The organism is Pantoea sp. JK, from assembly GCF_026130245.1.
Classification (GTDB): domain Bacteria; phylum Pseudomonadota; class Gammaproteobacteria; order Enterobacterales; family Enterobacteriaceae; genus Pantoea; species Pantoea trifolii.
This window is the reverse complement of sequence record NZ_JAINFN010000013.1, coordinates 65,903-89,609: the sequence shown is the minus strand read 5'-3', so window position 1 is coordinate 89,609 and position 23,707 is coordinate 65,903. Positions and strand designations below refer to the sequence as shown.

The window sequence follows — 23,707 nt, the reverse complement described above, 5'->3', positions numbered from 1 at the left end:
GACTAATTACGGTTGCGGTGAACTTTGATCACGTCCGGCATTACGCGGATTTTGCGCATAATATTTGCCAGATGGACGCGATCGTTCGCGGTGAGACGGATAAAGGCGCTATACACGCGACCATCACGCTCTTCGGTATTCAGGCTCTGAATATTGGAACCGGCGGTGTTGATTGCCGCAGTCAGATTCGCCAGTGCGCCCTGATGATTGAACATGTCGACTTTAATCTCAGCGACAAATTCCTGATCGGTCACTTTATCCCACTCTACCGGCATGAACTTTTCAGGCTCTTTTTGGTAGCCGCGAATGTTACGGCAGGATTCGTGATGCACCACCAAACCTTTGCCGGGACTGACGTGCGCCACAATCGGGTCACCAGGAATCGGACGGCAGCATTTGGCGAAGGTAATCAGCACGCCATCCGCGCCTTTGATCGGCAGCTTTTTACGTTTGCTATTGCTCTGCGGCTCTTCATTGCCGGATTGCAGCAAGTTCTTCGCCACCACCACGCTCATGGCGTTGCCTAAGCCGATTTCTGCCAGCAAATCATCGATAGCGATCAGCTTCATGCGCTCAAGTTCGTGCTGAATGTTCTCAACTGGAATCTCTGCCAGCTTCTTGCTGCCGCCGAGCGCGTGGCTCAACAGACGACGACCAAGGTTGACGGAGTCTTCACGTTTGAGGTTTTTCAGCAGCTGACGGATTTTGGCGCGTGCTTTCGAGCTGACGACAAAATTGAGCCAGGCAGCGTTCGGGCGAGCGCCCGGCGCGGTAATGATTTCAATGGTTTGACCGCTGGTCAGCGATTGTGACAGCGGGTAAGGCTGGCGATCGACGCGTGCGCCGACGCAGGCATGACCGATATCGGTATGCACTGCATAGGCGAAATCGACCGGCGTGGCGCCAGCAGGTAATTCGACGATGCGGCCTTCCGGCGTGAACACGTAGATCTCATCCGGGAAGAGATCGGATTTCACGCTTTCGATAAATTCAAATGAGCTACCGGCGCTTTGTTGCAGCTCCAGCAGGCTTTGTAGCCAGCGTTGAGCACGAATCTGCGCGGTGGTGCCGCTGACTTCGCCGCTCTCTTTATACGCCCAGTGTGCTGCCACACCCATTTCTGCCATCTGATCCATATCTTCGGTACGGATCTGCACTTCAACCGGCACGCCGTGCGGGCCAATCATTGAAGTATGCAGCGATTGATAGCCGTTGGCCTTGGGAATGGCGATGTAATCTTTGACGCGTCCGGGACGCGGTTTGTACAAGCTGTGCATCTGTCCGAGCACGCGATAGCAGGTATCCAGATCTTTCACGATGACGCGAAAAGCATAGATATCCATGATCGAGTGAAAACGCTGCTCTTTCAGGTGCATTTTGCGGTAGATCGAGTAGAGATGTTTTTCGCGTCCACTTACGCGGCAGGGAATGCCTGCTTCCTGTAAGCGACCGTCGATTTCAGCAAGGATCTTCTGAATCATCTCTTTACGGTTACCGCGCGCCGCTTTCACCACCTCTTTAATCACGCGGAAACGGTTCGGGTAGAGCGCTTCAAAGCCGAGCTCTTCCAGTTCTGTTTTCAGGTGATGAATACCAAGGCGGTGCGCCAGAGGACTGTAAATCTCCAGCGTTTCCAGCGCGATACGGCGTTTTTTATCCGGACGTAACGCGCCGAGCGTGCGCATGTTGTGCGTGCGGTCAGCCAGTTTGATCAAGATGACACGGATATCCTGCACCATCGCCATGATCATTTTGCGGAAGTTTTCAGCCTGCGCTTCTTTCTTGTCGCGGAACTTCAGCTTATCGAGCTTGGATACACCTTCCACCAGTTCGGCAACGCTTTTACCAAACAGCTGTTCCATGTCCTGGTAAGTGGCGGGCGTATCTTCAATCACGTCATGCAGCAGCGCCGCCATTAGCGTTTCATGGTCGAGTTTCATCTCGGCCAGAATGCAGGCAACAGCAACAGGATGGGTGATATAAGGCTCGCCGCTGGAGCGTGTTTGACCCTCGTGAGCATCACGCGCGACTAGATAAGCTTGCTTGAGGCGCTTGATTTGCTCCTCAGGCAAGTATTTTTCAATCAGTTGATTGAGGCTTTCAAACAGATACAAGGGCGACCTGCGAAGTGCTGTTAACGACGACCTTCAGCGATAGCGGTAACGGCTTGTAACTCAGCGGCTTCCTGCTCATGCTGTTCCTGACGATCACGGACATCCAGAATCTGGGTAGTGATCAGACCTTCTTCGATTTCGCGCAGGGCGATAACGGTTGGCTTATCGTTCTCTTCCGGAACCAGCGCATCTTTACCGCCTACCTGCATCTGACGTGCACGACGTGCAGCGACCAACACCAGGTCAAAACGGTTACCAACTTTCTCTACTGCGTCCTGAACGGTTACGCGTGCCATAGGTGTGCTACTCCACAGATGATGAAGAAATGACTGGGCATAATACTGAAAGTGAATTCAGACTGCCAATAGTTTGCTGATTAAAGCATCATGTCGCGATTTTTGGCGACCCATACGCAGACGTTCTGCGCGAATAATGGTTTTCAGATCTGACAGCGCCAGATCGAAATCATCATTAACAATTAAATAGTCATACTCGGCGTAGTGGCTCATTTCTGCCACCGCCTGTTGCATACGACGGGCAATCACCTCTTCGCTGTCCTGACCGCGGCCACGCAGGCGACGGTCCAACTCTTCGGTAGAAGGCGGCAGCACAAAGATGCTGCGTGCGGCAGGCATTTTCTGGCGAATTTGCTGCGCACCTTGCCAGTCGATATCCAGGAAGACGTCCACGCCGGTCGCCAGCACCTGCTCAATCGCCGCGCGTGACGTACCGTAATAATTGCCAAACACTTCCGCATGTTCGAGGAAGTCGTCTGTGGCAATCATGGTCTCGAATACGGACTTAGAGACGAAATAGTAGTGCTCACCATGAGCTTCACCGGGACGCACGCCACGGGTGGTATGAGAAATAGACACCTGCGTATCGTACAGCGGTTGTGTCTTTAACAGCGCCTGAATCAGGCTGGATTTACCCGCGCCGCTGGGGGCGGAAACTATATAAAGCGTGCCTTGAGCCATGGTTATCTTGAATTGAGTAAAGAGCGGAGTCGATTTCCTGCACAGTATACACGGCTTGGGGTGGTCACGCAGCGTTTGCCGCTTGGCTGAGGCAATTCTTTTTTCTGTGAAGCCGCGCCAAAGGCTGATGTAGCAGGCTGCAACAGCGAATTAATCTCTGGAATCTGCCTCCAGCGCGCAATTTTCATGGCTGGTAAATGGCTGCGCTGCGCTCTCCAATAGCGAAAAAGGAGAGCGAAGATGAAAGGATGTCTGAGTTTATTGTGTTGCTTATTCAGCATCGGTTGTTGGGCCGAAGCGCTCTGCCCGAACTGGTCGCCGGTGCGTGCGGGGCAGGAAATCGCACAACTGCAAACCCAGCTACGACAATGGGATGACGCGTACTACCGGCAGGGCACCAATCTGGTGACCGATGCCGATTACGACAGCTTGCAACAGCGATTACAGCAGTGGCAGCGCTGTTTCACGCCGGCGCAAGCCACCTACGATGCACAACTCTCCACCGATGGCAGCACGCATCATCCGGTGGCGCATACCGGCGTGCGCAAACTGCGCGACAAGCTGGCGGTGGCGTACTGGATGCAGGATAAATCTGCGCTATGGCTGCAGCCGAAAGTCGATGGCGTCGCCGTCACCCTGGTGTATCGGCGAGGCAAGTTGGCGTCATTGATCAGCCGCGGCGATGGTTTGCGTGGCGAAGAGTGGCTGGCCAAATCCGCACATATTCCCTCCATTCCGCAGCGGCTGGATACTTTGCGTGAGGAAGTGGTGCTGCAAGGTGAGCTGTTTCTGCAAATGACCGATCATCAACAGTGGCGCGACGGTGGCAAGAACGCGCGTGCTCAGGTGGCGGGGGCGATGATGCGTCACGACAATAGCCCGCTGCTTGCGCGACTTGGCATATTTATCTGGGCGTGGCCGGATGGGCCAAATTCGATGCCCGATCGTCTGGCGCAGCTCACACAATGGGGATTTGGGCTGGCGCAGAGCTGGAGCCGTCAGGTGAGTAATGAAGAGGAAGTTGCGGTGTGGCGCGATCGCTGGTTCCGCGAATCGCTGCCGTTTGTCACCGACGGCGTGGTAATCCATCAGCCACCGCTCAGCGCAGGGCGCGACTGGCAGCCTGGTCAGGGCAGTTGGTCAGCGGCATGGAAATATCAACCGGCGGAAGTCAGCAGCGAAGTGCTGTCAGTGGATTTCAATGTGGGGCGCACGGGCAAGGTCGCCGTGGTGCTGAATCTGATACCGGTGCAACTGGAGGACAAAACCGTACGCCGGGTAAACATTGGTTCACTACGACGCTGGCGTGAATTAGATGTAATAGCAGGTGATGAGGTGACACTCACGCTGGCAGGTTTAGGCATTCCGCGACTGGAGCGGGTGATTTGGCGCGTGGCGCAGCGCGATTATCCAGCGTCTCCACAGAATGGCGAATTCAACGGCTTAACCTGTCTGCACTTTAGTGCAGACTGCCGGGCGCAGTTTTTGTCTCGCCTCAGCTGGCTCAGCCAGAAATCAGTACTCGATATTGTGGGCGTACAGCGCAGCAGCTGGCAGCGCCTGCTGGATAGCGGCGCTATCACCCATCTCTTTTCGTGGCTGACGCTGACGCCCGAGCAGATTGCGCAAGCCAATGGCATCACGCCAGCTCGCGCGCAACTTATCTGGCACCGCTTTAACCTGACGCGCCAGCAGCCGCTGCGGCGCTGGGTGAGTGCGCTTGGCTTACCACTGCCGCGCGCAGCGTTACAGGCGTTACCGGATGTGCAGTGGTCGCAGTTGCTGACGCGAACGGCGGAGAGCTGGCAGCAGTTGCCCGGCATCGGAAGCGTGCTGGCGCAGCGGATTGTGATGATGCTGCAGGATGCGCACCTGCAGCAGTTGATTCACTTTCTGCAGCAGCAGGAGATTCCTGCCACTGACTCAGTGCTCAGGATGGGGATAGTTGAAGATCGGCAAGCCGAGGCGGAAACGCAGCGCCAGCAAGCGGGCGAAAAAGCCGAACAGTAGCGTGATGATCACCACCGCTTCATGCGCCAGCGGCGTTTTCAGCAACAGGATGTACATCCAGCCCGAGGCGAATGCGATCCCGGCATACAGCTCTTTCTGGAACACCAGCGGAATGCGGTTGCAGAACATATCCCGCAGCACCCCGCCAAACACGCCAGTGATTACGGCGGCGATGGCGGCGATGATGGAAGCGTGGCCGCTATCCAGCGCAACCTGGGCGCCAATAATGGAGAACACCACCAAACCCAGCGCATCCAGCACCAGAAACACTTTGCGCAGGTGCGTCATTAGCGGCGCAACAAAAGTGGTCACAACCGCAGCCGCAGCAACGATCATGATGTATTCCGGGTTCTTAACCCAGCTGAGCGGATAGTGGCCCAGCAGAATGTCACGCACCGAACCGCCACCAATGGCGGTGACCGAAGCGATGATGATTACGCCAAACAGGTCCATTTTACGACGTCCTGCCGCCAGCGCGCCGGTCATGGCTTCGGCTGTAATACCAATAATATAGAGAACGGTTAATAACATAGAGCACTCCAATAAATTGGCGGCAAGGCTAAAGATTTCCCAGAGTGTAGACCACTGAGATTTTCTAAATACCGTGCTATCGGATTAGGCATTTTGATGGCGAGCATGCTAACAGGCTTAACGGGCGGGATAAATCGAGAGTTAATGACCTTTTCGCATAAGTATAAATGATGCGAAGAGGCTAAGAGCCTTTCTTCTTAAGTTCCATCCAGTTTGTGTCGTACGTGATTACTGGCAAATAAACCCGGCTTTCCGCTCTCAGGTATCACGCATAGCAACTATTGGACAGGCATGAAAACTCGCAACGAAGACATTCTCTTTTTCTCCTCTGACAAACTGGCAGCGCTGGGGCTTGAGAGTCTTTTGTCCAGGTTACCTGTGGCGTGTCAGGTGCATGAACTGTGGTCACTCAGCACGGTGATGGCGAAGTGTGAGAAGATGAAACCGCGTTTGCTGGTCTGTATCTTTCATGAAAATATGCCGCTAACCGGCACCTTAAAAGTGCTTTACGCTTTGCAGCAGCAGTTTCCCGCGATGCAAATCGTGGTCCTCACGCGACGTTTGTTACCGCTGATGCATGCGCTCAGTCGTTATCTGCCTTCTCTCACTGTTTTGGATTTAAAATCCTCGCGCCAAATGCTTTCCAGCCGCCTGCTCACCAGCATCAATACCAATGCCCAGATTCAGTTAGTAGAAGGCGCGGATATTCTTCTGCCAGACAGGCAATTAAGGGTGCTACTGATGTTGGCGTGGGGTTACAGCATCGAGCACATCGGCATCCGCTTAGGCATCAGTCATAAAACCGTGAATGCACACAAGCTCAATGCATTGTCGCGACTGCAGGTTAGAAGCAAAAATGATATGGCCGATCTGTATATGGTGATTGATGAGTTACGCATGATAGTGAGTTGGCTGCGCTTACAGCGTAACGGCAAGTTAAGTGAACTCAGTTTCCAATCACTGGAAGAGTTACTGGAAGCCTAAAAAGAAAAAAGCGTGCTGGCGACCAGCACGCGAACGCATCTTTTCAGATGCCCAGAGCCCACCATACAGACTTGTTTTTATTATCCGTTTCTTGCTCGCACGTTAGCGAAACTTTTCAGGCTAAAACGGTATTCTGGCTGGAACCAGGAGCGCCCGTAGTAGCAGTAGATCAGCATTCTGATGGATACCATCGCGAGGTAGCCCCAGATGGCGCATAGCACTGAAGGTGTTAGCCACACGGTAAACAGCGTGACGCCCAATCCCACCAGCACAGAAGATATTTCCGCAAAAGCGATACGCGAAAATTGGTTTTCTCGCTGTAATATGGCGCGATAATGTTGTCCCTGCGGAATAATGATGAATATGACCGACATCATCTCCAGCATGATTGCCATTTCGGGCTGATTCATTATACGACTGGAAATATCGCTGCCGATAAACAGTGCAGCAAATATTGCCAGTCCGCTTAATACATTCCCCCAATACAATATTGAGAGATCGCTGTTATTCAGGTTTTTACTTCTAATAATTTTATTACCAAATCCGCGATCGGCCAGCGTATCAATAATTAATAACATCACAATAGCAATGGCGAGTAGATCTAACTCGTTTGCCTGGAGTATTTGTGCCAGAAGTGAAAGTTGTAAAACACCAATGCCGACGATTTTAATCGATGACAAAATTGACCATTTAGCGTTGGTCAGATTTTTTTCTCTTATCGCCATATCCTGCTCATTATGGTACATGTACCAGTGCAATTAAGGGTTTACTCTAGCCACAGGCCAAAGCACAGGTCACATTAATGCAGCGATTCCTGACGCAACCCTGATATACCTTTCAGGTTTTGCCACGTAAAGATGCTCGCAATTAAATGATGTTCTGAATTAATAAAGATGCCCCTGGCGCTTAATGGTGTTGTTGTCTTAATGGTATCTCCTCCTGTGCGGAGGAAATCCGTAAGATCATTATAAAATCCCTTTGCGTTTATATATTCCCCGGCCAGCATCCGCCTGGCAATCTCAACAAATTCTTTTTCTGATAACAAAGGATAGGTTGAGCGATCCATGTTATTTCCCGGCTGTTGTTATTATGGTTACTGCTGTGTGTGGAAAGAGTTATACCGTGTTTTAATTAAATTAACACCATCAGAAAACTCCTATAAATAGACCGCAGGAATAAATGGTTTCAGAATTTGCATCAGAATGTATAAGGCGAGTGATTTACTATTTATTAGTACATTTCTTCATTCAGGACTGGTGAATGAAGAAATGTTAGAGGTAATTAGAAAAAACTTTGATAAATCAGAGTGACTCAGCATTTTCATGCACATCCTCACCAGGAATTTTCCTGCTGAGGATGCTTAAGCCGGGCTGGTGAATAACAGATAAACACATGAAGGTTTGAACAAAACAGTTAAACGCTACTGAGCAAAAAAGTAACCGATTTTTATTGATTGATTCCAGCATGCGTTAAAGAGGCGAGCACTGCATAATCCATTGATTCTAATGAGTTAACAGATGGAGAAGCTGTTCGAGGTCGCGTTTTACCCACGCTACATCCCCGGCAAACTTCTCGTCAGACATGAATGGTTGACGGTAAACCACCATCACCACTTCTGCGCCTTGCTCGTTAGCAATTACTCGCATCGGCATATAAATCTCTTTACCGTTTCCGTTATCAATCCAGTGATCCATCACGCCAAACGGATTGTGTGGGGTAAAGCGAATCTTCACCGTTCCTTCGGGACCTTTGGCTTTCCAGCTGTTCCCTTCCTGCGTCAGCGTACTGGCGCTGAGTCCGCTAGCCCATTTGGCAAAGCATTCAGGTTTCCAGATGGTTTCATACAAATCTAACCAGTTGCGTGGGACCGTGAGTGTGACTGTCTGAGATGGCAGCATGGAACCTCCTGATGAGCTAACAAGAAGTCATTAAAGCACGCTGATACCGGGCTGCAAACGGCCCGGTCATGGAAGTGTGGGACAGCAGCGGTTTCCGTGAAAACGCTGTAATCAGATAAACTTGCCGCGCCCCTGAATGTCCTGCTCTTCACCCGCACCATCAGCATGGCGCAGCACGAAGCGATCGGACTGCGCAACCACTGCGCAGCTATGGTTAGGGAAAATGCGCAGTAGCGTACCAACGGCTGGCGCCTGCTCGGCGTATTGCAGGAAACCATGCTCTTCCGACAGCTTCAACACTTCAAAGTGATTGCCATGCTCATCCACGGCGATACCAAATCCGCTGGCATTGGTGCCGTGCGGGCCTTTGTCTGAGCTAAGCATTTTGGAACCGGCATCGATAATGGCGAAGTGCGGATTGACGGCCACCACGCGCGTCACCACGCTCAGCGCCAATGCATCTGGCGTGCTGAGACCCAAACGCCATGCGGTGAGATCGAGCAACGCATAGTTGCCTGGACGGATTTCATCGCTGCCCTGTGCGACGGGCGCCGCCAATGCTGTTGGCGTTGAACCGACCGAAATCGGGCAGTGCGCAAAACCGGCGGAAATCAGGCGCTGTTGAAGATCCTGCATCAGTGCGATTTCCTGCATGGCCACTTCTGCAATCGCCGTGGCGTTGCCCGCGCCATAAGCGTGACCAGCATGTGAAACCAGACCAGAAAAAGTAAGGCCCGCATCCTGAATCTGCTGCGCCAGCGTAATGACCGTATCGCTGTGCGGATCAACGCCGATGCGGTGCAATCCCACATCTACCTTGATGGCTAACGCCAGCTGACAATCGGACTGGCGCTGATGTGCAGCTGCTATGGCCGCTACACCATTAGCGCTATCAGCAATGCAGGTAATGCGCGCCTGATGTTGTGCGGCCACCGCTAACAGCTCTTTCAGCGTCCCGGCATGCACTATCGGATAAGCCAGCAGCAGATCGCGTTCGCCACCCAGAATAAAAGCGATGCCTTCACTCGGTTTAGATACGGTAATACCACGCGCGCCGAGCATGCGCTGCTGCTCAGCAATCCAGACACTTTTATGGGTTTTGATGTGAGGGCGCAGCGCGACGCCAGCGGCATCGGCTTTTTGCTGCATCTGTTGCAGGTTACGCTGCAGGCGAGCGGCGTCAATTTCGAGGTAAGGCGTTAGTCGGTCGGCGATCAGAGGCCGCAACCAGCCAGCCTCAATATTCTGTTCCATCATAATAGTCCGCAGGTGATTACACAGTGCGGACTATGATTCATCAATGCTCGTCAGAATGCCAGCCGGCAAAATTTGCACATTCATGGCGACCTTTTCAAACTTGAGAGCTGCCGCTCTGGAATCCGCCGCCCAAATCCTCAATCAACACCACCGCAAGATTGATCTGTTGAGCCCGGAAGTGAGTCCGGCGCTAACATATTGCTGTTGAATGTTGGCGATACCCGCAGCCCGCTCAAGATTCTGCTGTGCCAGTTCAGCATTATTCCAGGCGAGATTAAGGTTGTCCCACGCGCGCGTCACGTTCGCGGCTAGCGTTAACTGGCTGGCCTGACGATCTAGCTCGCTGGCGCGTGCTTGCCCCAGCGCGGCTTCAGCGGCATCTTTTTTGCCGCCCCACAAATCAAAGGTGTAGCTCAATCCAACGCTAGCGGTGCGCAGCGTGCTGTAGCTTTTGCCCTCCAGCAGCGGATCATTCACTTTTGCCACGCGCGAGCGCGTAATGCCGGTGTTGAGATCGACATTCGGATAGCGCTCAGCATCGGCGGCAATCACCTGCGCATTGGCTTTATCCGCCTGCGCGTTGACCACCAGTAAATCCGGGCTGGAAGCCATCGCCTCATTAATCAGCTGATTGAGTTGAGCATCGTCAAAGCTTTGCCACCGTTCACTTTTCGGCCAATTCGCGGCGCTAAAATGTGCATCTTTCAGGGATTGATTGTCTTGCAGAGCGTTGCATCAAGCAGCGTGTTTTTGGTGTGTAAGCCGTGTGAATTGGCACAACTGGCCAGCAGCGCAGTGGCAACGGCCAGTGCGACAAATTTGCAATGAAAGTGCTGTGTCATGGTTCTGGTCAAAGAGAGGAGGAGGCGACCATTACAAGAGGCAGGGCAGATTTTGACAAACCTGTTTTTCGTTAAGAATGGTTGTTAAATGTGAGTAGAGAAAATGAGCAGCAGGCGAAAACCTGCTGCATCAAGAGATTAGATATAAAGAGACGCTTCACCCGGCGGGCGGGTTTTAAAGCGGCGGTGCAGCCACAGGTATTGATCGGGTGCGCGCAGAATTTCTTTCTCGATGACGCGATTCATATAAGCAGCGGCAGCGGCCTCATCTTCATACGGATAATTTTCCAGTTCTGGCTGAATGATCAGCTGATAACCACTTTTATCCTGATTGCGAATCAGCACGATGGTTAGCATCGCCGGTTTCGCCAGACGAGAAAGCACAAAGGTGCCGTTGGTAGTCGCCGCTTGTTTAACCGCAAACAGCGGGGCAAACACGCTGCCTTTCGGGCCGTAATCCTGATCCGGTGCGAACCACACCGCTTCGCCTTTTTTCAGCGCCTGCACCATGCCGCGCAAATCGCGGCGGTCAATCATCGCCTTATTTGAACGCATGCGACCTTTGGTTTGTGCCCACTCCATCGCCTGATTATTGTGCGGACGGTACATCGCCATCATTGGCTGGCATAAACCGGTAATGCGGCCGCCCAACTCCAGCGACATAAAGTGCACACCGATTACCATCACACCGCGCTGATGGCTCTGGGCGTGCTGCAAATTTTCGAGACCGCTGACTTTGAAGTAGCGACGTACGCGTGCATCGGACCAGAACCAGGCTATGCCGGTTTCTGCCAGCGCCATTCCCAGAGATTCGAAGTTGCCGGCGATCATCGCTTCTTTCTTCTCTTCATCAATATTGGGGAAGCACAGCTCGATATTACGGCGGGTGATGCGTTCGCGACGCTTGAGGAAGTGACGTGACAATTTGCCAGCGCCAGCGCCAAGCCGGATCAGAATAGGGTAAGGAAGTTGCACCAGCAGCCACAGCACACCTAGCCCAAACCAGGTAAACCAATAGCGGGGATGCAGAAGTTTGGAACGGAACTGCCTGGATTTCGTCATAACGCCTTCATGTCGGGAGAAAATGTATCGCACTAAGAAGAGGGTCCATGAGTTCCTGGCGGTACAACTGTTCTAATTACGACCAGTAGATTAACAAATAGTGCCGTCAAAGAAACGCGATCTCCACAATCTTTAAGATTAAAGGAAATCATTGATGAGGCGACTATTAGCAGGTTAATGGCGATCAAAATGATTTTATTGTTTACTTACAGATGGTTAATTACAGGGGGTATTTGGTTTGCTGCCTATTTTCGCTCGCTTAACATCACTTTAGAAATGTTTTTTTATCATTGCTGACAATTCACTAACGCTAGCGGCGGAAAACATACGCTATCCGGGTGTGGATGATTCTCTACCAGAGCGATTCTGCTATCAATCGATGAAGTAGCAAAGCCCGCGGCATTGCGGGCTTTGTGGAAGCTAAACTATTCGATGTTCTGAATCTGCTCACGCATCTGCTCAATCAGCACTTTCAGCTCAATCGCTGATGTGGTGATCTCAGCGTTAATCGATTTCGAAGCCAGCGTGTTCGACTCGCGGTTGAACTCCTGCATCATAAAGTCGAGGCGGCGGCCAACGGCTTCTTTCTTTTTCAGGATGTTGTAGGTCTCTTTGACGTGCGCATCCAGACGATCCAGCTCTTCCGAAACATCGGTGCGCTGCGCCATCATTACCAGTTCCTGCTCGAGGCGATTATTTTCCAGCTGCACTTCGGCTTCTTCCAGCTTGGTCACCAGACGCTCGCGCTGCCATTTGATCACTTCTGGCATCTGCGCGCGCACTTTGCTGACCTGGTGCGATACGCCTTCCAGACGCTGTTCAATCATCGCTTTCAGCGCGGTACCTTCGCTTTCACGCGCTTCGATAAAGTCATCCAATGCGCCATCCAGCGCCACCAGCAGCTCAGCATTAATAGCGTCGAGATCCTGTTCTTGCGCGGACATTACGCCCGGCCAGCGCAGAATATCCAGCGGATTAATCGCGCCTTCATCACTCTGCATCTTCACCCAGTTGGCGGCCTGCACCAGCTGCTTGGCCAGCGATTCATTCAGCTGCAGTTCGCCTTGCGCGCTGGCATCGGCGTCATAACGCAGGTTGCACTCGATTTTACCGCGCGTCAGACGATTGCGGATGCGCTCGCGGATTACTGGCTCCAGACCACGAAATTGCTCCGGCAGACGGATATAGGTTTCCAGATAGCGCTGGTTAACCGAACGGATTTCCCAGGCGGCGCTGCCCCAGTGGCCTTTGGCTTCGCGGCGGGCGTAAGCGGTCATACTGCGGATCATAGTCGTCTTCTCTTTTTCAGAAATGTTGGGTGAAGTATAGCGAGGCAGCCTCGACGCTAACAGGCATAAGCGCACTTAAGCTTGAATAACAAAAAATTACCCCTTTTGCTGACAGACACTTATGCTTAGCGCTGGTTCGCTTAAAAGGATGAAGTGATGTTCCGCTCTCTGGCTCTTCCTGCTTTATTAACCTTACTGCTCGCGGGCTGTCAGGCACCGTCGACCATAACGCAACAGATCCCGCCCAACACTACGCCGGTCGCGGTATGCGGTTCGGGTGACGTGATGATGCAAACCACGCTGTGGTTTGGCATGAACAAACCGAAAGGTGGCATTGTCAGCAGCAGCGAATGGCAGCAGTTTGTTGATAACGATGTGACGCCGCGTTTCAAAGACGGTTTATCGGTATATGACGCAAAAGGGCAGTGGCTGGGCGAGAACGGCAAGCTGGCGCGGGAAAACAGCAAAGCGCTGATGCTGATTCACAATCCGGATGTGGCGAGTTCTGAGAGCATCAATAAGCTGCGTGACGTGTATAAAAAGCGCTTTGAGCAGGAATCGGTGATGCGGGTTGATTCACTGGTGTGCGTGGCGTTTTAAAAAATGGCGGCCATGCAGCCGCCATGTGTTATCAGATAAACAGTCCGGCGAACGCGGCCGAGAGCAAACTCACCAGCGTGGAGCCATACACCAGCTTCCAGCCAAAGCGTGAAACCACATTGCCCTGTTTCTCGTTCAGGCCTTTAATCGCACCGGCAACGATGCCGATCGAGGCGAAGTTAGCGAACGAAACCAGGAACACCGACAGAATCCCCAGTCCGCGCGGCGTCATCTCAGACGCCACTTTCTTCAGCTCGATCATCGCGACAAATTCATTTGCCACCAGTTTGGTGGCCATAATACTCGCTGCCTGCAAGGCATCAGCGGACGGAATGCCTACCAGCCACGCAAATGGATAGAAAACGTAGCCGAGCAGCTGCTGGAAGCTGTAGCCAAATAGCGCCGCGAACAGCGCATTGATCGCCGCGATCAGCGCGATAAAACCAATTAGCATCGCCATGATGATCATCGCCACTTTAAAACCGGCGAGAATATATTCGCCCAGCATCTCAAAAAAACTCTGATCTTCGTGCAGCTTATCCAGCGCAATCTGCTCTTCGTTTTCCGGGCGGGTTGGATTGATGATCGAGAGGATAATAAAGGTGCTGAACATATTGAGCAGCAGCGCTGCAACCACATATTTGGCATCAATCATCGACATATATGCGCCAACAATCGACAGCGAAACCGTCGACATCGCCGTCGCCGCCATGGTGTACATACGCGGCGCAGAGATATCGGCGAGAATGCCTTTATAAGCGATGAAGTTCTCCGATTGGCCGAGAATCAAGGTGCTGACAGCGTTAAACGACTCCAGCTTGCCCATGCCATTCACTTTCGACAACAGAGTGCCAACCGCGCGAATCAGCAGCGGCAGAATGCGCCAGTGCTGCAAAATGCCGATCAGTGCGGAAATAAACACAATTGGGCAGAGCACGCCGAGGAAAATAAAGGCTAATCCCTGATCCGCCATATTACCGAAGACAAAGTTGGTCCCTTGCGCGGCGTAGGTTAATAAGGTCTCAAAGAAGCCGCTCACCGCAGAGACCACCGATTGGCCGCCCGCCGAGTGCAGGAAGAACCAGCCCAGCGCCGCTTCAACAATCAGCAGCTGAATAATAAAGCGGGGACGAATGTGTTTGCGGTCGTGGCTGACCAACAGCGCAAGGGCAAAGATCACCACCAGCGCCAGCAGGAAATGGAGTATCGCGATCATCATTTATCTTTTTTAGGGAGGAAACGCGCATTTAGCCACAGCCACCACAGAATTTCATCCAGGATTGTGGCGATCGCGGGCAGGACAGCCGCAGCTGAAGTCCGTATAATGCGCAGCCAAACCTAAGCAAGCCGGAGAGAAACCATGCGTCCAGCAGGCCGTAGTGCATCTGAAACACGTCCCGTCACACTCACTCGTCACTACACCAAACATGCAGAAGGCTCTGTGCTCGTTGAGTTCGGCGAAACCAAAGTGCTGTGCACCGCAACCGTCGAAGAGAGCGTGCCGCGTTTCCTCAAAGGCAAAGGTCAAGGCTGGATTACCGCTGAATATGGCATGCTGCCGCGTTCTACCCACAGCCGCATGGCGCGTGAAGCGGCCAAAGGCAAACAGGGCGGCCGTACGCTGGAGATTCAGCGTCTGATCGCCCGTTCACTGCGCGCGGCAGTGGATTTGGAAGCGCTGGGTGAATTCACCATCACGCTGGATTGCGACGTGATTCAGGCCGATGGCGGCACGCGTACCGCATCCATTACCGGTGCCTGCGTGGCGCTGGCCGATGCGTTGAATGCGCTGGTGGCTGCTGGCAAGCTGAAAGCCAGCCCGCTGAAAGGCATGGTGGCGGCGATTTCTGTGGGCATCGTCGGCGGTGAAGCGTTATGCGATCTGGAATATGTGGAAGATTCCGCCGCAGAAACTGACATGAACGTGGTGATGACCGAAGACGGTCGCATGATTGAAGTGCAAGGCACCGCAGAAGGTGAACCCTTCAGCCACGACGAGTTACTGCAGCTGCTGGCGCTGGCGCGAGGCGGCATTGAGCAGTTGATTCAGGCGCAGAAAGCGGCGCTAACTAATTGATGTAACAGGCGACCATAGAGTCGCCTTTTCTTTATTTGAGGAGTGAGAAATGAAAGCCTGGCAGCGTCAGTTTATTGAATTCGCCCTGAACAAAGGGGTGCTGAAGTTTGGTGAGTTCACCCTGAAATCGGGACGTAAAAGCCCCTATTTCTTCAATGCCGGTCTGTTTAATACTGGTCGCGATTTAGCGCTGTTAGGCCGCTTTTACGCACAGGCGTTGGTCGACGGCGGTGTTGATTTCGACCTGTTGTTTGGCCCGGCGTATAAAGGCATCCCGATTGCTACCACTACTGCGGTAGCGCTGGCCGATCATCATGAGCGTGATGTGCCTTACTGCTTTAACCGCAAAGAAGCCAAAGATCACGGCGAAGGCGGTTTGCTGGTCGGCAGCCCGCTGCAAGGCAAAGTGATGCTGGTGGATGATGTGATCACCGCCGGCACCGCGATTCGTGAATCAATGGATATCATCAGTGCGCATAACGCGACGTTAGCGGGCGTGTTGATTTCGCTGGATCGTCAGGAACGCGGCCGCAGCGATATTTCGGCGATTCAGGAAGTGGAACGCGACTATAAATGCAAAGTCACCGCAATCATTACGCTGGCTGAGCTGATTGATTATCTGGAAGAGAAACCGGAGATGGCTGATCATCTGGCGAAAGTGCGCGCGTATCGCAAAGAGTATGGGATTTAATTATTCGGTAATGAGGTCGGCATAAATGCCGACCTGGTCTTTTAAACCAACTGCGCAGCCATCAGCGGCCAGCGGCTATCGAAATCTGCGGTCGGACGAAAACGAAACTCCGAGCGCACATAGCGCGACAACAGCCCTTCACAAAACGCCAGCAACTGGCTCGCCAGCAGCGTTTCGTCGTTCTGGAAACCTTCACCATCACGCATTTTCTTCTCGCGCATCACCTGACGCAGCTGTACTTCAATCCGTTCGAACAGCTGGTTGATACGCCCTTGCAGGCGATCCTGTTCAAACATCAGCGCGTGGCCGGTCAAAATACGCGTCAGCCCCGGATTACGCTCACCAAATCCCAGAATCAGCTGCACGATTAAACGCAGTCGCGTCAGCGTCTCTTTTTCATCTTTAAGGATCAGATTGATGCGGGTAATCAGACTGTCTTCAATAAACTCGATAAGGCTGTCAAACATACGCGTTTTGCTGGGAAAGTGGCGATAGAGCGCCGCTTCCGATACGCCGACATTGGCGGCCAGCTTCGCAGTGGTGATGCGCTGACTGCCATCGCCCGACTCCAGCATTTGTGCCAGCGCCTGCAAAATCTCTTCGCGACGATTCCGTTTCGCGACTTTTTTTTCTGCCATGACCTTCAACACCCCTGAAATTCACCAAAAACAGGCAATACTGCCTCATCTGCCACAGACATAGCGGCCTGTGGCGACAAGAAATAAAAAGATGGCTAAGCGAAAAGTGTCGCGTGTTACTGACGGCCTGAGTGACCGAAGCCGCCTGCGCCGCGATCGCTGGTGTCAAAATCTTCCACCAGGTTAAATTCGGCCTGCACGACCGGCACGAAGACCAGCTGTGCCAAACGGTCGCCTGGCTGCAGCGTGAAGCTATCCTGACCACGGTTCCAGACGGAAACCATCAGTTGGCCCTGATAATCGGAATCGATTAAGCCGACCAGGTTGCCCAGCACGATGCCATGTTTATGGCCAAGACCGGAGCGCGGCAGAATCACGGCTGCCAGACCTGGATCGCCAATGTGGATCGCCAGACCGGTGGGTACCAGCGTGGTCATGCCTGGTGCGATTTCCAGTGCATCATCCAGGCAGGCGCGTAAATCGAGACCTGCGGAACCAGAGGTTGCATAAGTCGGCAGCGGGAATTCATTACCCACACGTGCATCAAGAATTTTAACGTCGATTTTTTTCATCATAACGGCTGACAATCTCGTCTATTAATTGTTGGCCAAGGAGCGTCTTATCGTTGAGCGGTAAGACTTTTTCTCCTTCCTGCCAAAAAAGGTGAAGAGCATTGGTGTCGCTATTGAAGCCCTGACCCGCCTGCGCCACATCGTTGGCACAAATCAGATCCAGGTTTTTCCGCACCCGTTTTTGCCGCGCGTATTCTTCCACATTCTGGGTTTCGGCAGCAAATCCCACAACGTAAGGGCGATTTTTCTGCAGCGTCGCCACGCCTGCGACAATATCGGGGTTCTTCACCAACTGCAGCGTGACGCTATCGTCGCCACCCTGTTTTTTGATTTTCTCTGCGGCAATGTTAGCCGCCCGGTAGTCTGCCACGGCTGCGCTAGCAATGAAAATATGTTGTTGCTGGATTTGCGCCATCACTGCTGCTTCCATCTCCAGCGCGCTGTCGACGTCCACGCGTTGCACGCCAGCTGGTGTTGGCAGCGCCACCGGACCGGCAACGAGCGTCACCTTCGCACCGCGTTTTGCTGCCGCAGCCGCAATCGCAAAGCCCATCTTACCCGAGCTGTGATTGCTGATATAACGCACCGGGTCCAGCGCTTCACGTGTTGGACCGGCGGTGATCATAATGTTGAGATGTTGCAGATCGTTGACGGGCGCAGCCCATTCCAGCGCGTGCGCCACAATTGCCAGCGGATCAAGCATGCGGCCGGGACCCATATCGCCGCACGCCTGGCTACCGCTGTCGGGTCCCCAAATCAACACGCCGCGCTGATGCAGACGTTGCAGGTTCTCTTGTGTGATCGCCGCGCGGTACATCTGCTGATTCATGGCCGGGACGATGGCAACGGGCGCGGCGCTTGCCAGACACGCGGTGGTGACCAAATCATTCGCCATACCGGCCGTCATGCGGGCAATCAGATCGGCGGTTGCCGGCGCCAGCACAATCAAATCGGCCCATTTTGCCAATTCAATATGGCCCATTGCCGCTTCCGCCGCTGGGTCGAGCAAATCATCAAATACCGGATAACCGGAAACCGCCTGCAGGCTCAGCGGGGTAATAAAAGCTTTGGCCGCTTCGGTCATCATTACGCGCACATCCGCACCGCGATCGCGCAGCCGACGCACCAGCTCCGGCGCTTTATACGCAGCGATGCCGCCGCTCACACCCAGCAGAATTTTCTTTCCGGCTAATCCCGTCATGTTGTTCGCCTCAAAGCAGATTGCCGCGTCAGGGGCGGCAGATGCAGGCAACTTTATCACAAAATCCGCAACGCGCCTTTTCACTGCCTGCGGCCTTTGCGAGCCGGCTCTGAAATCGTTCAATGGGTGCTGGCGCTGAATGTGGCTGACGCGCAGAATCGCCGCAACGCAGGGAGAAGATGGTCATGACGGAACTGGCACCACGGGAAAAACTGATGTTAATGGGCGCCGAAGTGCTAAGTGATGCTGAGCTGCTGGCGATTTTTTTGCGCACCGGTATTAGCGGCACCAGCGTGCTGCTGCTGGCACATCAGATGTTGAACGAGTTCGGTTCGCTCTATCGCATTATGACGGCCAGCAAAGAGGAGCTCGGGCAGATTAAAGGGGTGGGCAGCGCCAAAATGACGCAGCTGTATGCCATAGCTGAACTGGGAAGGCGATTTTTTGCCAGCCAGCTGGCGCGTGAGAATGTGATGGAGAATCCACAGGTGACGCGCCATTACCTGCAAAGCGTGCTGGCGCATCAGGAGCGCGAAGTGTTTATGGCGCTGTTCCTTGATAACCAGCACCGCGTGTTGCAGGCGCAGAAGATGTTCTCCGGCACGATTGCCAGCGTGGAAGTTCATCCGCGCGAAATCGTGCGCGAAGCGCTGAAACTCAACGCGGCAGCGGTGATTCTGGCGCACAATCACCCGTCGGGCATCGCTGAACCCAGCCGCGCCGATCGCGAAATTACCGGAAAAGTAGGACAAGCCTGCGCGCTGCTCAATATCCGTTTACTTGATCATTTGGTGATCGGTCACGGCGAGTTTACCTCTTTCGCCGAGCGCGGTTGGTTGTAATTCATCGATTCAACTGAACAGAAATAGGGCATTTTTGCGCGATCCAGAGGGATCTTTATCTGTTCGGGACTTGAGCACTTGGGCTGAGCGGCGTATACTACGCCACCTTTGAGAATCTCGGGTTTGGCGTTTGGGCCAGCTTAGCGGGTTCACATGGAACTCGCCTGGGCGGGCTAAGGCCTGACGAGGCGGCCAAAACCTAGTTTTTAAAGCTCGAGCTGATTTGATTTTTGGAGAATAGAAATGTCACGAGTCTGCCAGGTAACTGGAAAGCGTCCGGTAACGGGTAACAACCGTTCCCACGCAATGAACGCGACGAAACGCCGTTTCCTGCCGAACCTGCACTCTCACCGTTTCTGGGTTGAGAGCGAAAAGCGCTTCGTTACTCTGCGTGTATCTGCTAAAGGTATGCGTGTTATTGATAAAAAGGGCATCGATACGGTTCTGACCGAAATCCGCGCCCGTGGTGAGAAGTACTAAGGAACTGAATCATGGCTAAAGGTATTCGTGAGAAGATCAAGCTGGTTTCCTCTGCTGGTACAGGTCACTTCTATACCACCACGAAGAACAAGCGTACTAAACCAGAGAAATTAGAACTGAAAAAGTTCGATCCGGTTGTACGTCAGCACGTGATCTACAAAGAAGCTAAAATTAAGTAATTTTAGTTTTCTGTGAAAAACCCGGCTTCGGCCGGGTTTTTTGTTTCTGCGATTCGTTGAGGAGATGAGATGCCTGAATTACCTGAGGTAGAAACCAGTCGTCGCGGTATCGAACCCCATATGGTGGGTGCCACGATTCTGCATGCAGTGGTGCGCAATCCACGTTTGCGCTGGCCGGTCTCGCATGAAATCCACGCGCTGAGTGATCAACCAGTATTAAGCGTGCAGCGTCGCGCTAAATATCTGCTGCTCGAACTGCCGCATGGCTGGATCATCATTCACCTCGGCATGTCCGGCAGCCTGCGTGTGCTTCCCGGCGAACAACCGGCCGCTAAACATGACCACGTCGATTTGGTGATGAGCAACGGCAAAGTGCTGCGCTACACCGATCCACGTCGCTTTGGCGCCTGGCTGTGGAGCAGTGACCTTGCAGGCAGCAGCGTGTTGGCGCATCTCGGTCCGGAACCGCTCAGCAACGAATTTGATGGCGCTTATCTGTTTGAAAAGTCGCGCGGCAAACGCACCGTGATTAAACAGTGGCTGATGGATAACAAAGTGGTGGTGGGCGTCGGCAACATCTACGCCAGCGAATCGCTGTTCACCGCCGGGATCTTGCCCGATCGTTCGGCGATGAGTTTAAGTCAGGAAGAGGCGGAACTGCTGGTTAACACCATCAAAGCGGTGTTGCTGCGCTCGATTGAGCAGGGCGGCACCACGCTGCGTGATTTCCTGCAAACTGACGGTAAGCCGGGCTACTTTGCGCAAGAGCTGCAGGTTTACGGTCGCACCGGTGAACCTTGTCGCGCCTGCGGTACGCCGATTGTCAGCGGCAAGCATGGCCAGCGCAGCACCTTCTGGTGTCCACGCTGTCAGCACTGAGTTAAGGCTGTGCCAGCCGCGCCAGTAACGCCTTGTGCACCACGGCAGGCAGAAATGCCTGCACGTCACCGGCGTGGCGCGCCACTTCTTTGACCAGCGAAGAAGAGACGAACGAGAAACCTTCTGACGGCATCAGAAACACGCTTTCCAGCGTGGGCAACAGATGGCGATTCATCTGCGCCAGCTGCAGCTCATATTCAAAATCCGATACCGCACGCAATCCACGCACCAGCACATTGGCACTCTGCGCCTGGGCAAAGTTCGCCATCAGGTCGCTAAACCCAATCACTTCGACGTTCGGCAGATGTGTCGTCACCTGACGCGCCATATCTACGCGCTCATCCAGAGTGAACAGCGGCTTTTTACTCGGGCTGGCGGCAATCGCCACGACGATGCGGTCAAACATCTTCGCTGCTCGCGTCACAATATCCAGATGACCCAAAGTAAAGGGATCAAAGGTGCCGGGATAAATCGCTTTGGTACTCATACGCGACCTTGTGTTGAGGTGTGATGCAGCGCCCAGAGCGCCGAGTATTTGTTGAAAGTGTACTGCGCGTTAACCACCGCCAGGATCCAGCCCTGTTTGCCATCAAGAAAACCGGCGCGCAGCAGTAGCGTTTTAACGAACGCGCCGAGCGTGTGGCTAAAGATCGAGAACAAGCCGCAGCGTTTGCCGCGCTGGAAACGCTCATTTGCCCAGGCTTCGGCATAGTTCATCTGCTTACGCTGAAACGCAATCAGGTCGCGGCAGGTGAGATGTTGCAGATCGCCCGCCAGCTTCACTACCGGCGCACCTTGCGTCTCGAGTGATTCGTGTACCAGATTGTCGTTGTAATTGAGCTTGCGCGGATAAAGACGCATGACGCGGTCGGGATACCAGCCGCTGTGGCGCATAAAGCGGCCGAGAAACAGATTGCTGCGACCAAGGCTGTAAACGTTGTCCGATGCGGGCTGCGCGAGAACCTGCTCGATAGCGCGACGCAGTTCTGGCGTCACACGCTCGTCGGCATCGATCATCAAAATCATCTCGCCTCGCGCATGGGCCTGCGCGCGCTGGCGCTGCTTGCCAAATCCCTGCCAGCCTTCAGCCTGGAACACCTGCGCGCCCTGTTCGCGAGCCACCTGCACCGTGTTATCGCTGCTGCCAGAATCCAGCACCACAATCTCATCCGCCCAACTGACAGAAGCCAGCGCCTCCGGCAGCAGTTCAGCTTCGTTTTTGGCGATCATCACCACGGAGAGACGTTGGCGTTGCGACATGAATTAGTGAGCTCGCGGTGGTAAGTGAGGTTCGAGTAACTGTAGCAGACGCTGTAATGCGCCCTGATTTTGATGCAGCACGTCCACAGCATGGCGGCCGTAATAGCGGCGATAATCGTCATCCTGCAGCAGGTTAGCGACCTCTTTCTGCAGCGATACCACGTCAGTGACGGTAATCAGCCCTTCGGCTTGCTGCAGCTTGGCGCAGATATCTTTGAAGTTCCAGATATGCGGGCCCATCAACACCGGAATGGCATGCGCTGCCGGTTCCAGCGGGTTGTGACCGCCGCGCTCAACCAGGCTACCGCCCACAAAGGCGAGATCGGCGATACCGTATAGCATCATCAACTCGCCCATGGTGTCGCCAATCACCACTTGCGTGGAGCTTGAAGGAATTTCGCCGCTGCTGCGTAAGGTAAAGCTGAAGCCACGTTTTTGCGTCAGGTCGCAGGCATCTTTGAAACGTTCCGGATGGCGCGGCACCAAAATCAGCAGCAGATTGGGGAACTGTTGCAGCAGGCGGCGATGCGCATCGAGCACAATCGCTTCTTCGCCTTCGTGGGTGCTGGTGGCGATCCACACCGGACGACGCGATGCCCACTGACGACGCAGCGTGACCGCTTTTGCCGCCAGCTCTGGCGTCACGGAAATATCAAATTTGAGGCTGCCGGTAACGGTGAGATGCGAACGCTTCAGGCCAAGGCTGAGGAAACGGTCGCCATCTTCGGTGTTTTGCGCGGCAATCAGCGTGATGCGTTGCAGCAAGTCGCGCATAAAGCCGCCGAGCTTTTTGTAGCCTTTGGCCGAGCGCTCAGACAGGCGCGCGTTGGCAATCACCAGCGGAATCTTGCGCTGATGAAGAATACGAATGATGTTTGGCCACAGCTCGGTTTCCATGATGATTACCAGGCGTGGATCGACGGTATCAAGGAAACGGTTGATGGAACCTGGCAGATCGTACGGCAGGTAAACGTGGTGCACATCTTTGCCAAACGCTGACTGCGCACGTTCGGAGCCGGTCGGCGTCATGGTGGTGACGGTGATCGGTAGCGTCGGATAGCGGTGACGCAGCGCGCGCACCAGCGGCACCGCCGCCAGCGTCTCGCCGACGGAAACCGAGTGCAACACAATGCCATGCGGCAGCACTTTTCCAGTGCAATAGCCGTAGCGTTCTGCCCAACGTTTACGATAGGCCGGTGCTTTTCGACCGCGCAGCCACAGGCGCAGCCAGATGAGTGGCTGAATCAGATAGAGCAAGGCTGTGTATAGAGTCGTCATAGTTACCGTTACGACAGAATCGCGTCAAAAAACAGAGGAAAGGCGG

27 protein-coding genes are annotated in these 23,707 nt (G+C 53.7%); 9 read left to right on the top strand and 18 right to left on the bottom strand.

Annotation, left to right across the window (positions count from 1 at the left end; all coding sequences use genetic code 11):
* Window positions 1-2: 2 nt before the first annotated feature.
* Genes spoT through gmk form a run of 3 tightly spaced genes read right to left on the bottom strand, consistent with a single transcriptional unit; the run spans window position 3 to window position 3,091 of the window.
* Window positions 3-2,114: a bifunctional GTP diphosphokinase/guanosine-3',5'-bis pyrophosphate 3'-pyrophosphohydrolase gene (gene spoT, locus PanJK_RS22395; protein ID WP_256697858.1), complete on the bottom strand. Its 2,112-nt coding sequence runs from the start codon at window positions 2,112-2,114 to the stop codon at window positions 3-5.
* A gap of 20 nt (window positions 2,115-2,134) precedes the next feature.
* Window positions 2,135-2,410 carry a DNA-directed RNA polymerase subunit omega gene (gene rpoZ, locus PanJK_RS22390; RefSeq protein WP_007885265.1) on the bottom strand — a complete coding sequence of 92 codons (276 nt, stop codon included), beginning with the start codon at window positions 2,408-2,410 and terminating at the stop codon, window positions 2,135-2,137.
* Between the two features lie 57 nt (window positions 2,411-2,467).
* Window positions 2,468-3,091, bottom strand: coding sequence for a guanylate kinase (gene gmk / locus PanJK_RS22385; RefSeq protein ID WP_265303089.1), 624 nt, complete (start codon window positions 3,089-3,091; stop codon window positions 2,468-2,470).
* Between the two features lie 240 nt (window positions 3,092-3,331).
* Here gmk and ligB point away from each other — a divergent pair, with 240 nt between their 5' ends.
* Window positions 3,332-5,101, top strand: coding sequence for an NAD-dependent DNA ligase LigB (gene ligB, locus PanJK_RS22380; protein WP_265303087.1), 1,770 nt, complete (start codon window positions 3,332-3,334; stop codon window positions 5,099-5,101).
* Here the strand turns inward: ligB and PanJK_RS22375 are convergent.
* Entirely contained in the window at window positions 5,015-5,632 is a 618-nt protein-coding gene (locus tag PanJK_RS22375; RefSeq protein ID WP_008109765.1) for a trimeric intracellular cation channel family protein, read from the bottom strand. The genes ligB and PanJK_RS22375 overlap by 87 nt on opposite strands.
* A 291-nt stretch (window positions 5,633-5,923) precedes the next feature.
* On the opposite strand from PanJK_RS22375, the gene PanJK_RS22370 reads away from it, so the two are divergent.
* Window positions 5,924-6,616 carry a response regulator transcription factor gene (locus PanJK_RS22370; protein WP_256697854.1) on the top strand — a complete coding sequence of 231 codons (693 nt, stop codon included), beginning with the start codon at window positions 5,924-5,926 and terminating at the stop codon, window positions 6,614-6,616.
* 80 nt (window positions 6,617-6,696) lie between these two features.
* Here PanJK_RS22370 and PanJK_RS22365 read toward each other — a convergent pair whose 3' ends face one another.
* The 7 genes from PanJK_RS22365 to PanJK_RS22335 form a co-directional block, all read right to left on the bottom strand.
* Window positions 6,697-7,341: an oligosaccharide flippase family protein gene (locus tag PanJK_RS22365; RefSeq protein ID WP_256697853.1), complete on the bottom strand. Its 645-nt coding sequence runs from the start codon at window positions 7,339-7,341 to the stop codon at window positions 6,697-6,699.
* Between the two features lie 74 nt (window positions 7,342-7,415).
* Entirely contained in the window at window positions 7,416-7,682 is a 267-nt protein-coding gene (locus PanJK_RS22360) for a hypothetical protein (RefSeq protein ID WP_256697851.1), read from the bottom strand.
* Window positions 7,683-8,118: 436 nt separating this feature from the next.
* Window positions 8,119-8,514 (bottom strand): polyketide cyclase, encoded by a 396-nt coding sequence (locus tag PanJK_RS22355; RefSeq protein ID WP_256697850.1) that lies wholly within the window; start codon window positions 8,512-8,514, stop codon window positions 8,119-8,121.
* 111 nt (window positions 8,515-8,625) lie between these two features.
* Window positions 8,626-9,768: an alanine racemase gene (locus tag PanJK_RS22350; RefSeq protein WP_265303139.1), complete on the bottom strand. Its 1,143-nt coding sequence runs from the start codon at window positions 9,766-9,768 to the stop codon at window positions 8,626-8,628.
* A gap of 144 nt (window positions 9,769-9,912) precedes the next feature.
* A complete protein-coding gene (locus PanJK_RS22345; RefSeq protein ID WP_265303083.1) occupies window positions 9,913-10,383 on the bottom strand; it encodes a TolC family protein in 471 nt (156 codons plus the stop codon).
* A gap of 368 nt (window positions 10,384-10,751) precedes the next feature.
* Window positions 10,752-11,675 (bottom strand): kdo(2)-lipid IV(A) palmitoleoyltransferase, encoded by a 924-nt coding sequence (gene lpxP / locus PanJK_RS22340; RefSeq protein ID WP_008109757.1) that lies wholly within the window; start codon window positions 11,673-11,675, stop codon window positions 10,752-10,754.
* Window positions 11,676-12,100: 425 nt separating this feature from the next.
* The gene (locus PanJK_RS22335; protein ID WP_256697848.1) at window positions 12,101-12,964 is read right to left on the bottom strand and encodes a YicC/YloC family endoribonuclease; all 864 of its coding nucleotides are present in this window, start codon (window positions 12,962-12,964) and stop codon (window positions 12,101-12,103) included.
* A 156-nt stretch (window positions 12,965-13,120) separates the two neighbouring features.
* Here PanJK_RS22335 and PanJK_RS22330 point away from each other — a divergent pair, with 156 nt between their 5' ends.
* Window positions 13,121-13,564, top strand: a complete 444-nt coding sequence (locus PanJK_RS22330) for a DUF3574 domain-containing protein (RefSeq protein WP_265303080.1) — start codon at window positions 13,121-13,123, stop codon at window positions 13,562-13,564.
* A gap of 31 nt (window positions 13,565-13,595) precedes the next feature.
* On the opposite strand, the gene PanJK_RS22325 is transcribed toward PanJK_RS22330, so the two are convergent.
* Window positions 13,596-14,780 (bottom strand): NupC/NupG family nucleoside CNT transporter, encoded by a 1,185-nt coding sequence (locus tag PanJK_RS22325; RefSeq protein ID WP_265303078.1) that lies wholly within the window; start codon window positions 14,778-14,780, stop codon window positions 13,596-13,598.
* A 144-nt stretch (window positions 14,781-14,924) separates the two neighbouring features.
* On the opposite strand from PanJK_RS22325, the gene rph reads away from it, so the two are divergent.
* Both rph and pyrE read left to right on the top strand, forming a co-directional pair.
* Entirely contained in the window at window positions 14,925-15,641 is a 717-nt protein-coding gene (gene rph / locus PanJK_RS22320; RefSeq protein WP_061720334.1) for a ribonuclease PH, read from the top strand.
* A 49-nt stretch (window positions 15,642-15,690) separates the two neighbouring features.
* Entirely contained in the window at window positions 15,691-16,332 is a 642-nt protein-coding gene (pyrE, locus tag PanJK_RS22315) for an orotate phosphoribosyltransferase (RefSeq protein ID WP_008109749.1), read from the top strand.
* Between the two features lie 41 nt (window positions 16,333-16,373).
* On the opposite strand, the gene slmA is transcribed toward pyrE, so the two are convergent.
* The 3 genes from slmA to coaBC all read right to left on the bottom strand — a co-directional run bounded on the left by slmA (window position 16,374) and on the right by coaBC (window position 18,743).
* Window positions 16,374-16,970, bottom strand: coding sequence for a nucleoid occlusion factor SlmA (gene slmA, locus PanJK_RS22310; RefSeq protein ID WP_007885293.1), 597 nt, complete (start codon window positions 16,968-16,970; stop codon window positions 16,374-16,376).
* Window positions 16,971-17,086: 116 nt separating this feature from the next.
* A complete protein-coding gene (gene dut, locus PanJK_RS22305) occupies window positions 17,087-17,545 on the bottom strand; it encodes a dUTP diphosphatase (protein ID WP_008109745.1) in 459 nt (152 codons plus the stop codon).
* Window positions 17,523-18,743 carry a bifunctional phosphopantothenoylcysteine decarboxylase/phosphopantothenate--cysteine ligase CoaBC gene (gene coaBC, locus PanJK_RS22300; protein WP_265303073.1) on the bottom strand — a complete coding sequence of 407 codons (1,221 nt, stop codon included), beginning with the start codon at window positions 18,741-18,743 and terminating at the stop codon, window positions 17,523-17,525. The genes dut and coaBC overlap by 23 nt, the downstream gene beginning before the upstream one ends.
* Window positions 18,744-18,928: 185 nt before the next feature.
* On the opposite strand from coaBC, the gene radC reads away from it, so the two are divergent.
* The 4 genes from radC to mutM all read left to right on the top strand — a co-directional run bounded on the left by radC (window position 18,929) and on the right by mutM (window position 21,123).
* Window positions 18,929-19,585 carry a RadC family protein gene (gene radC / locus PanJK_RS22295; protein ID WP_256697844.1) on the top strand — a complete coding sequence of 219 codons (657 nt, stop codon included), beginning with the start codon at window positions 18,929-18,931 and terminating at the stop codon, window positions 19,583-19,585.
* A 243-nt stretch (window positions 19,586-19,828) separates the two neighbouring features.
* Window positions 19,829-20,065: a 50S ribosomal protein L28 gene (rpmB, locus tag PanJK_RS22290; protein WP_007885297.1), complete on the top strand. Its 237-nt coding sequence runs from the start codon at window positions 19,829-19,831 to the stop codon at window positions 20,063-20,065.
* A gap of 11 nt (window positions 20,066-20,076) precedes the next feature.
* The gene (gene rpmG / locus PanJK_RS22285; protein ID WP_001051798.1) at window positions 20,077-20,244 is read left to right on the top strand and encodes a 50S ribosomal protein L33; all 168 of its coding nucleotides are present in this window, start codon (window positions 20,077-20,079) and stop codon (window positions 20,242-20,244) included.
* Window positions 20,245-20,313: 69 nt separating this feature from the next.
* Window positions 20,314-21,123 carry a bifunctional DNA-formamidopyrimidine glycosylase/DNA-(apurinic or apyrimidinic site) lyase gene (gene mutM, locus PanJK_RS22280; RefSeq protein ID WP_256697843.1) on the top strand — a complete coding sequence of 270 codons (810 nt, stop codon included), beginning with the start codon at window positions 20,314-20,316 and terminating at the stop codon, window positions 21,121-21,123.
* Between the two features lies 1 nt (window position 21,124).
* Here the strand turns inward: mutM and coaD are convergent, their stop codons facing one another.
* From coaD to waaA, 3 genes are read right to left on the bottom strand one after another with little or no spacing between them, the layout of a single operon-like run.
* Window positions 21,125-21,610, bottom strand: coding sequence for a pantetheine-phosphate adenylyltransferase (coaD, locus tag PanJK_RS22275; protein ID WP_265303059.1), 486 nt, complete (start codon window positions 21,608-21,610; stop codon window positions 21,125-21,127).
* Complete coding sequence (locus PanJK_RS22270) at window positions 21,607-22,383, bottom strand: glycosyltransferase family 2 protein (RefSeq protein ID WP_265303057.1); 777 nt, start codon at window positions 22,381-22,383, stop codon at window positions 21,607-21,609. Before PanJK_RS22270 ends, coaD begins: the two co-directional genes overlap by 4 nt.
* A 3-nt stretch (window positions 22,384-22,386) precedes the next feature.
* Window positions 22,387-23,661, bottom strand: a complete 1,275-nt coding sequence (gene waaA / locus PanJK_RS22265; RefSeq protein ID WP_265303055.1) for a lipid IV(A) 3-deoxy-D-manno-octulosonic acid transferase — start codon at window positions 23,659-23,661, stop codon at window positions 22,387-22,389.
* Window positions 23,662-23,707 lie beyond the last annotated feature (46 nt).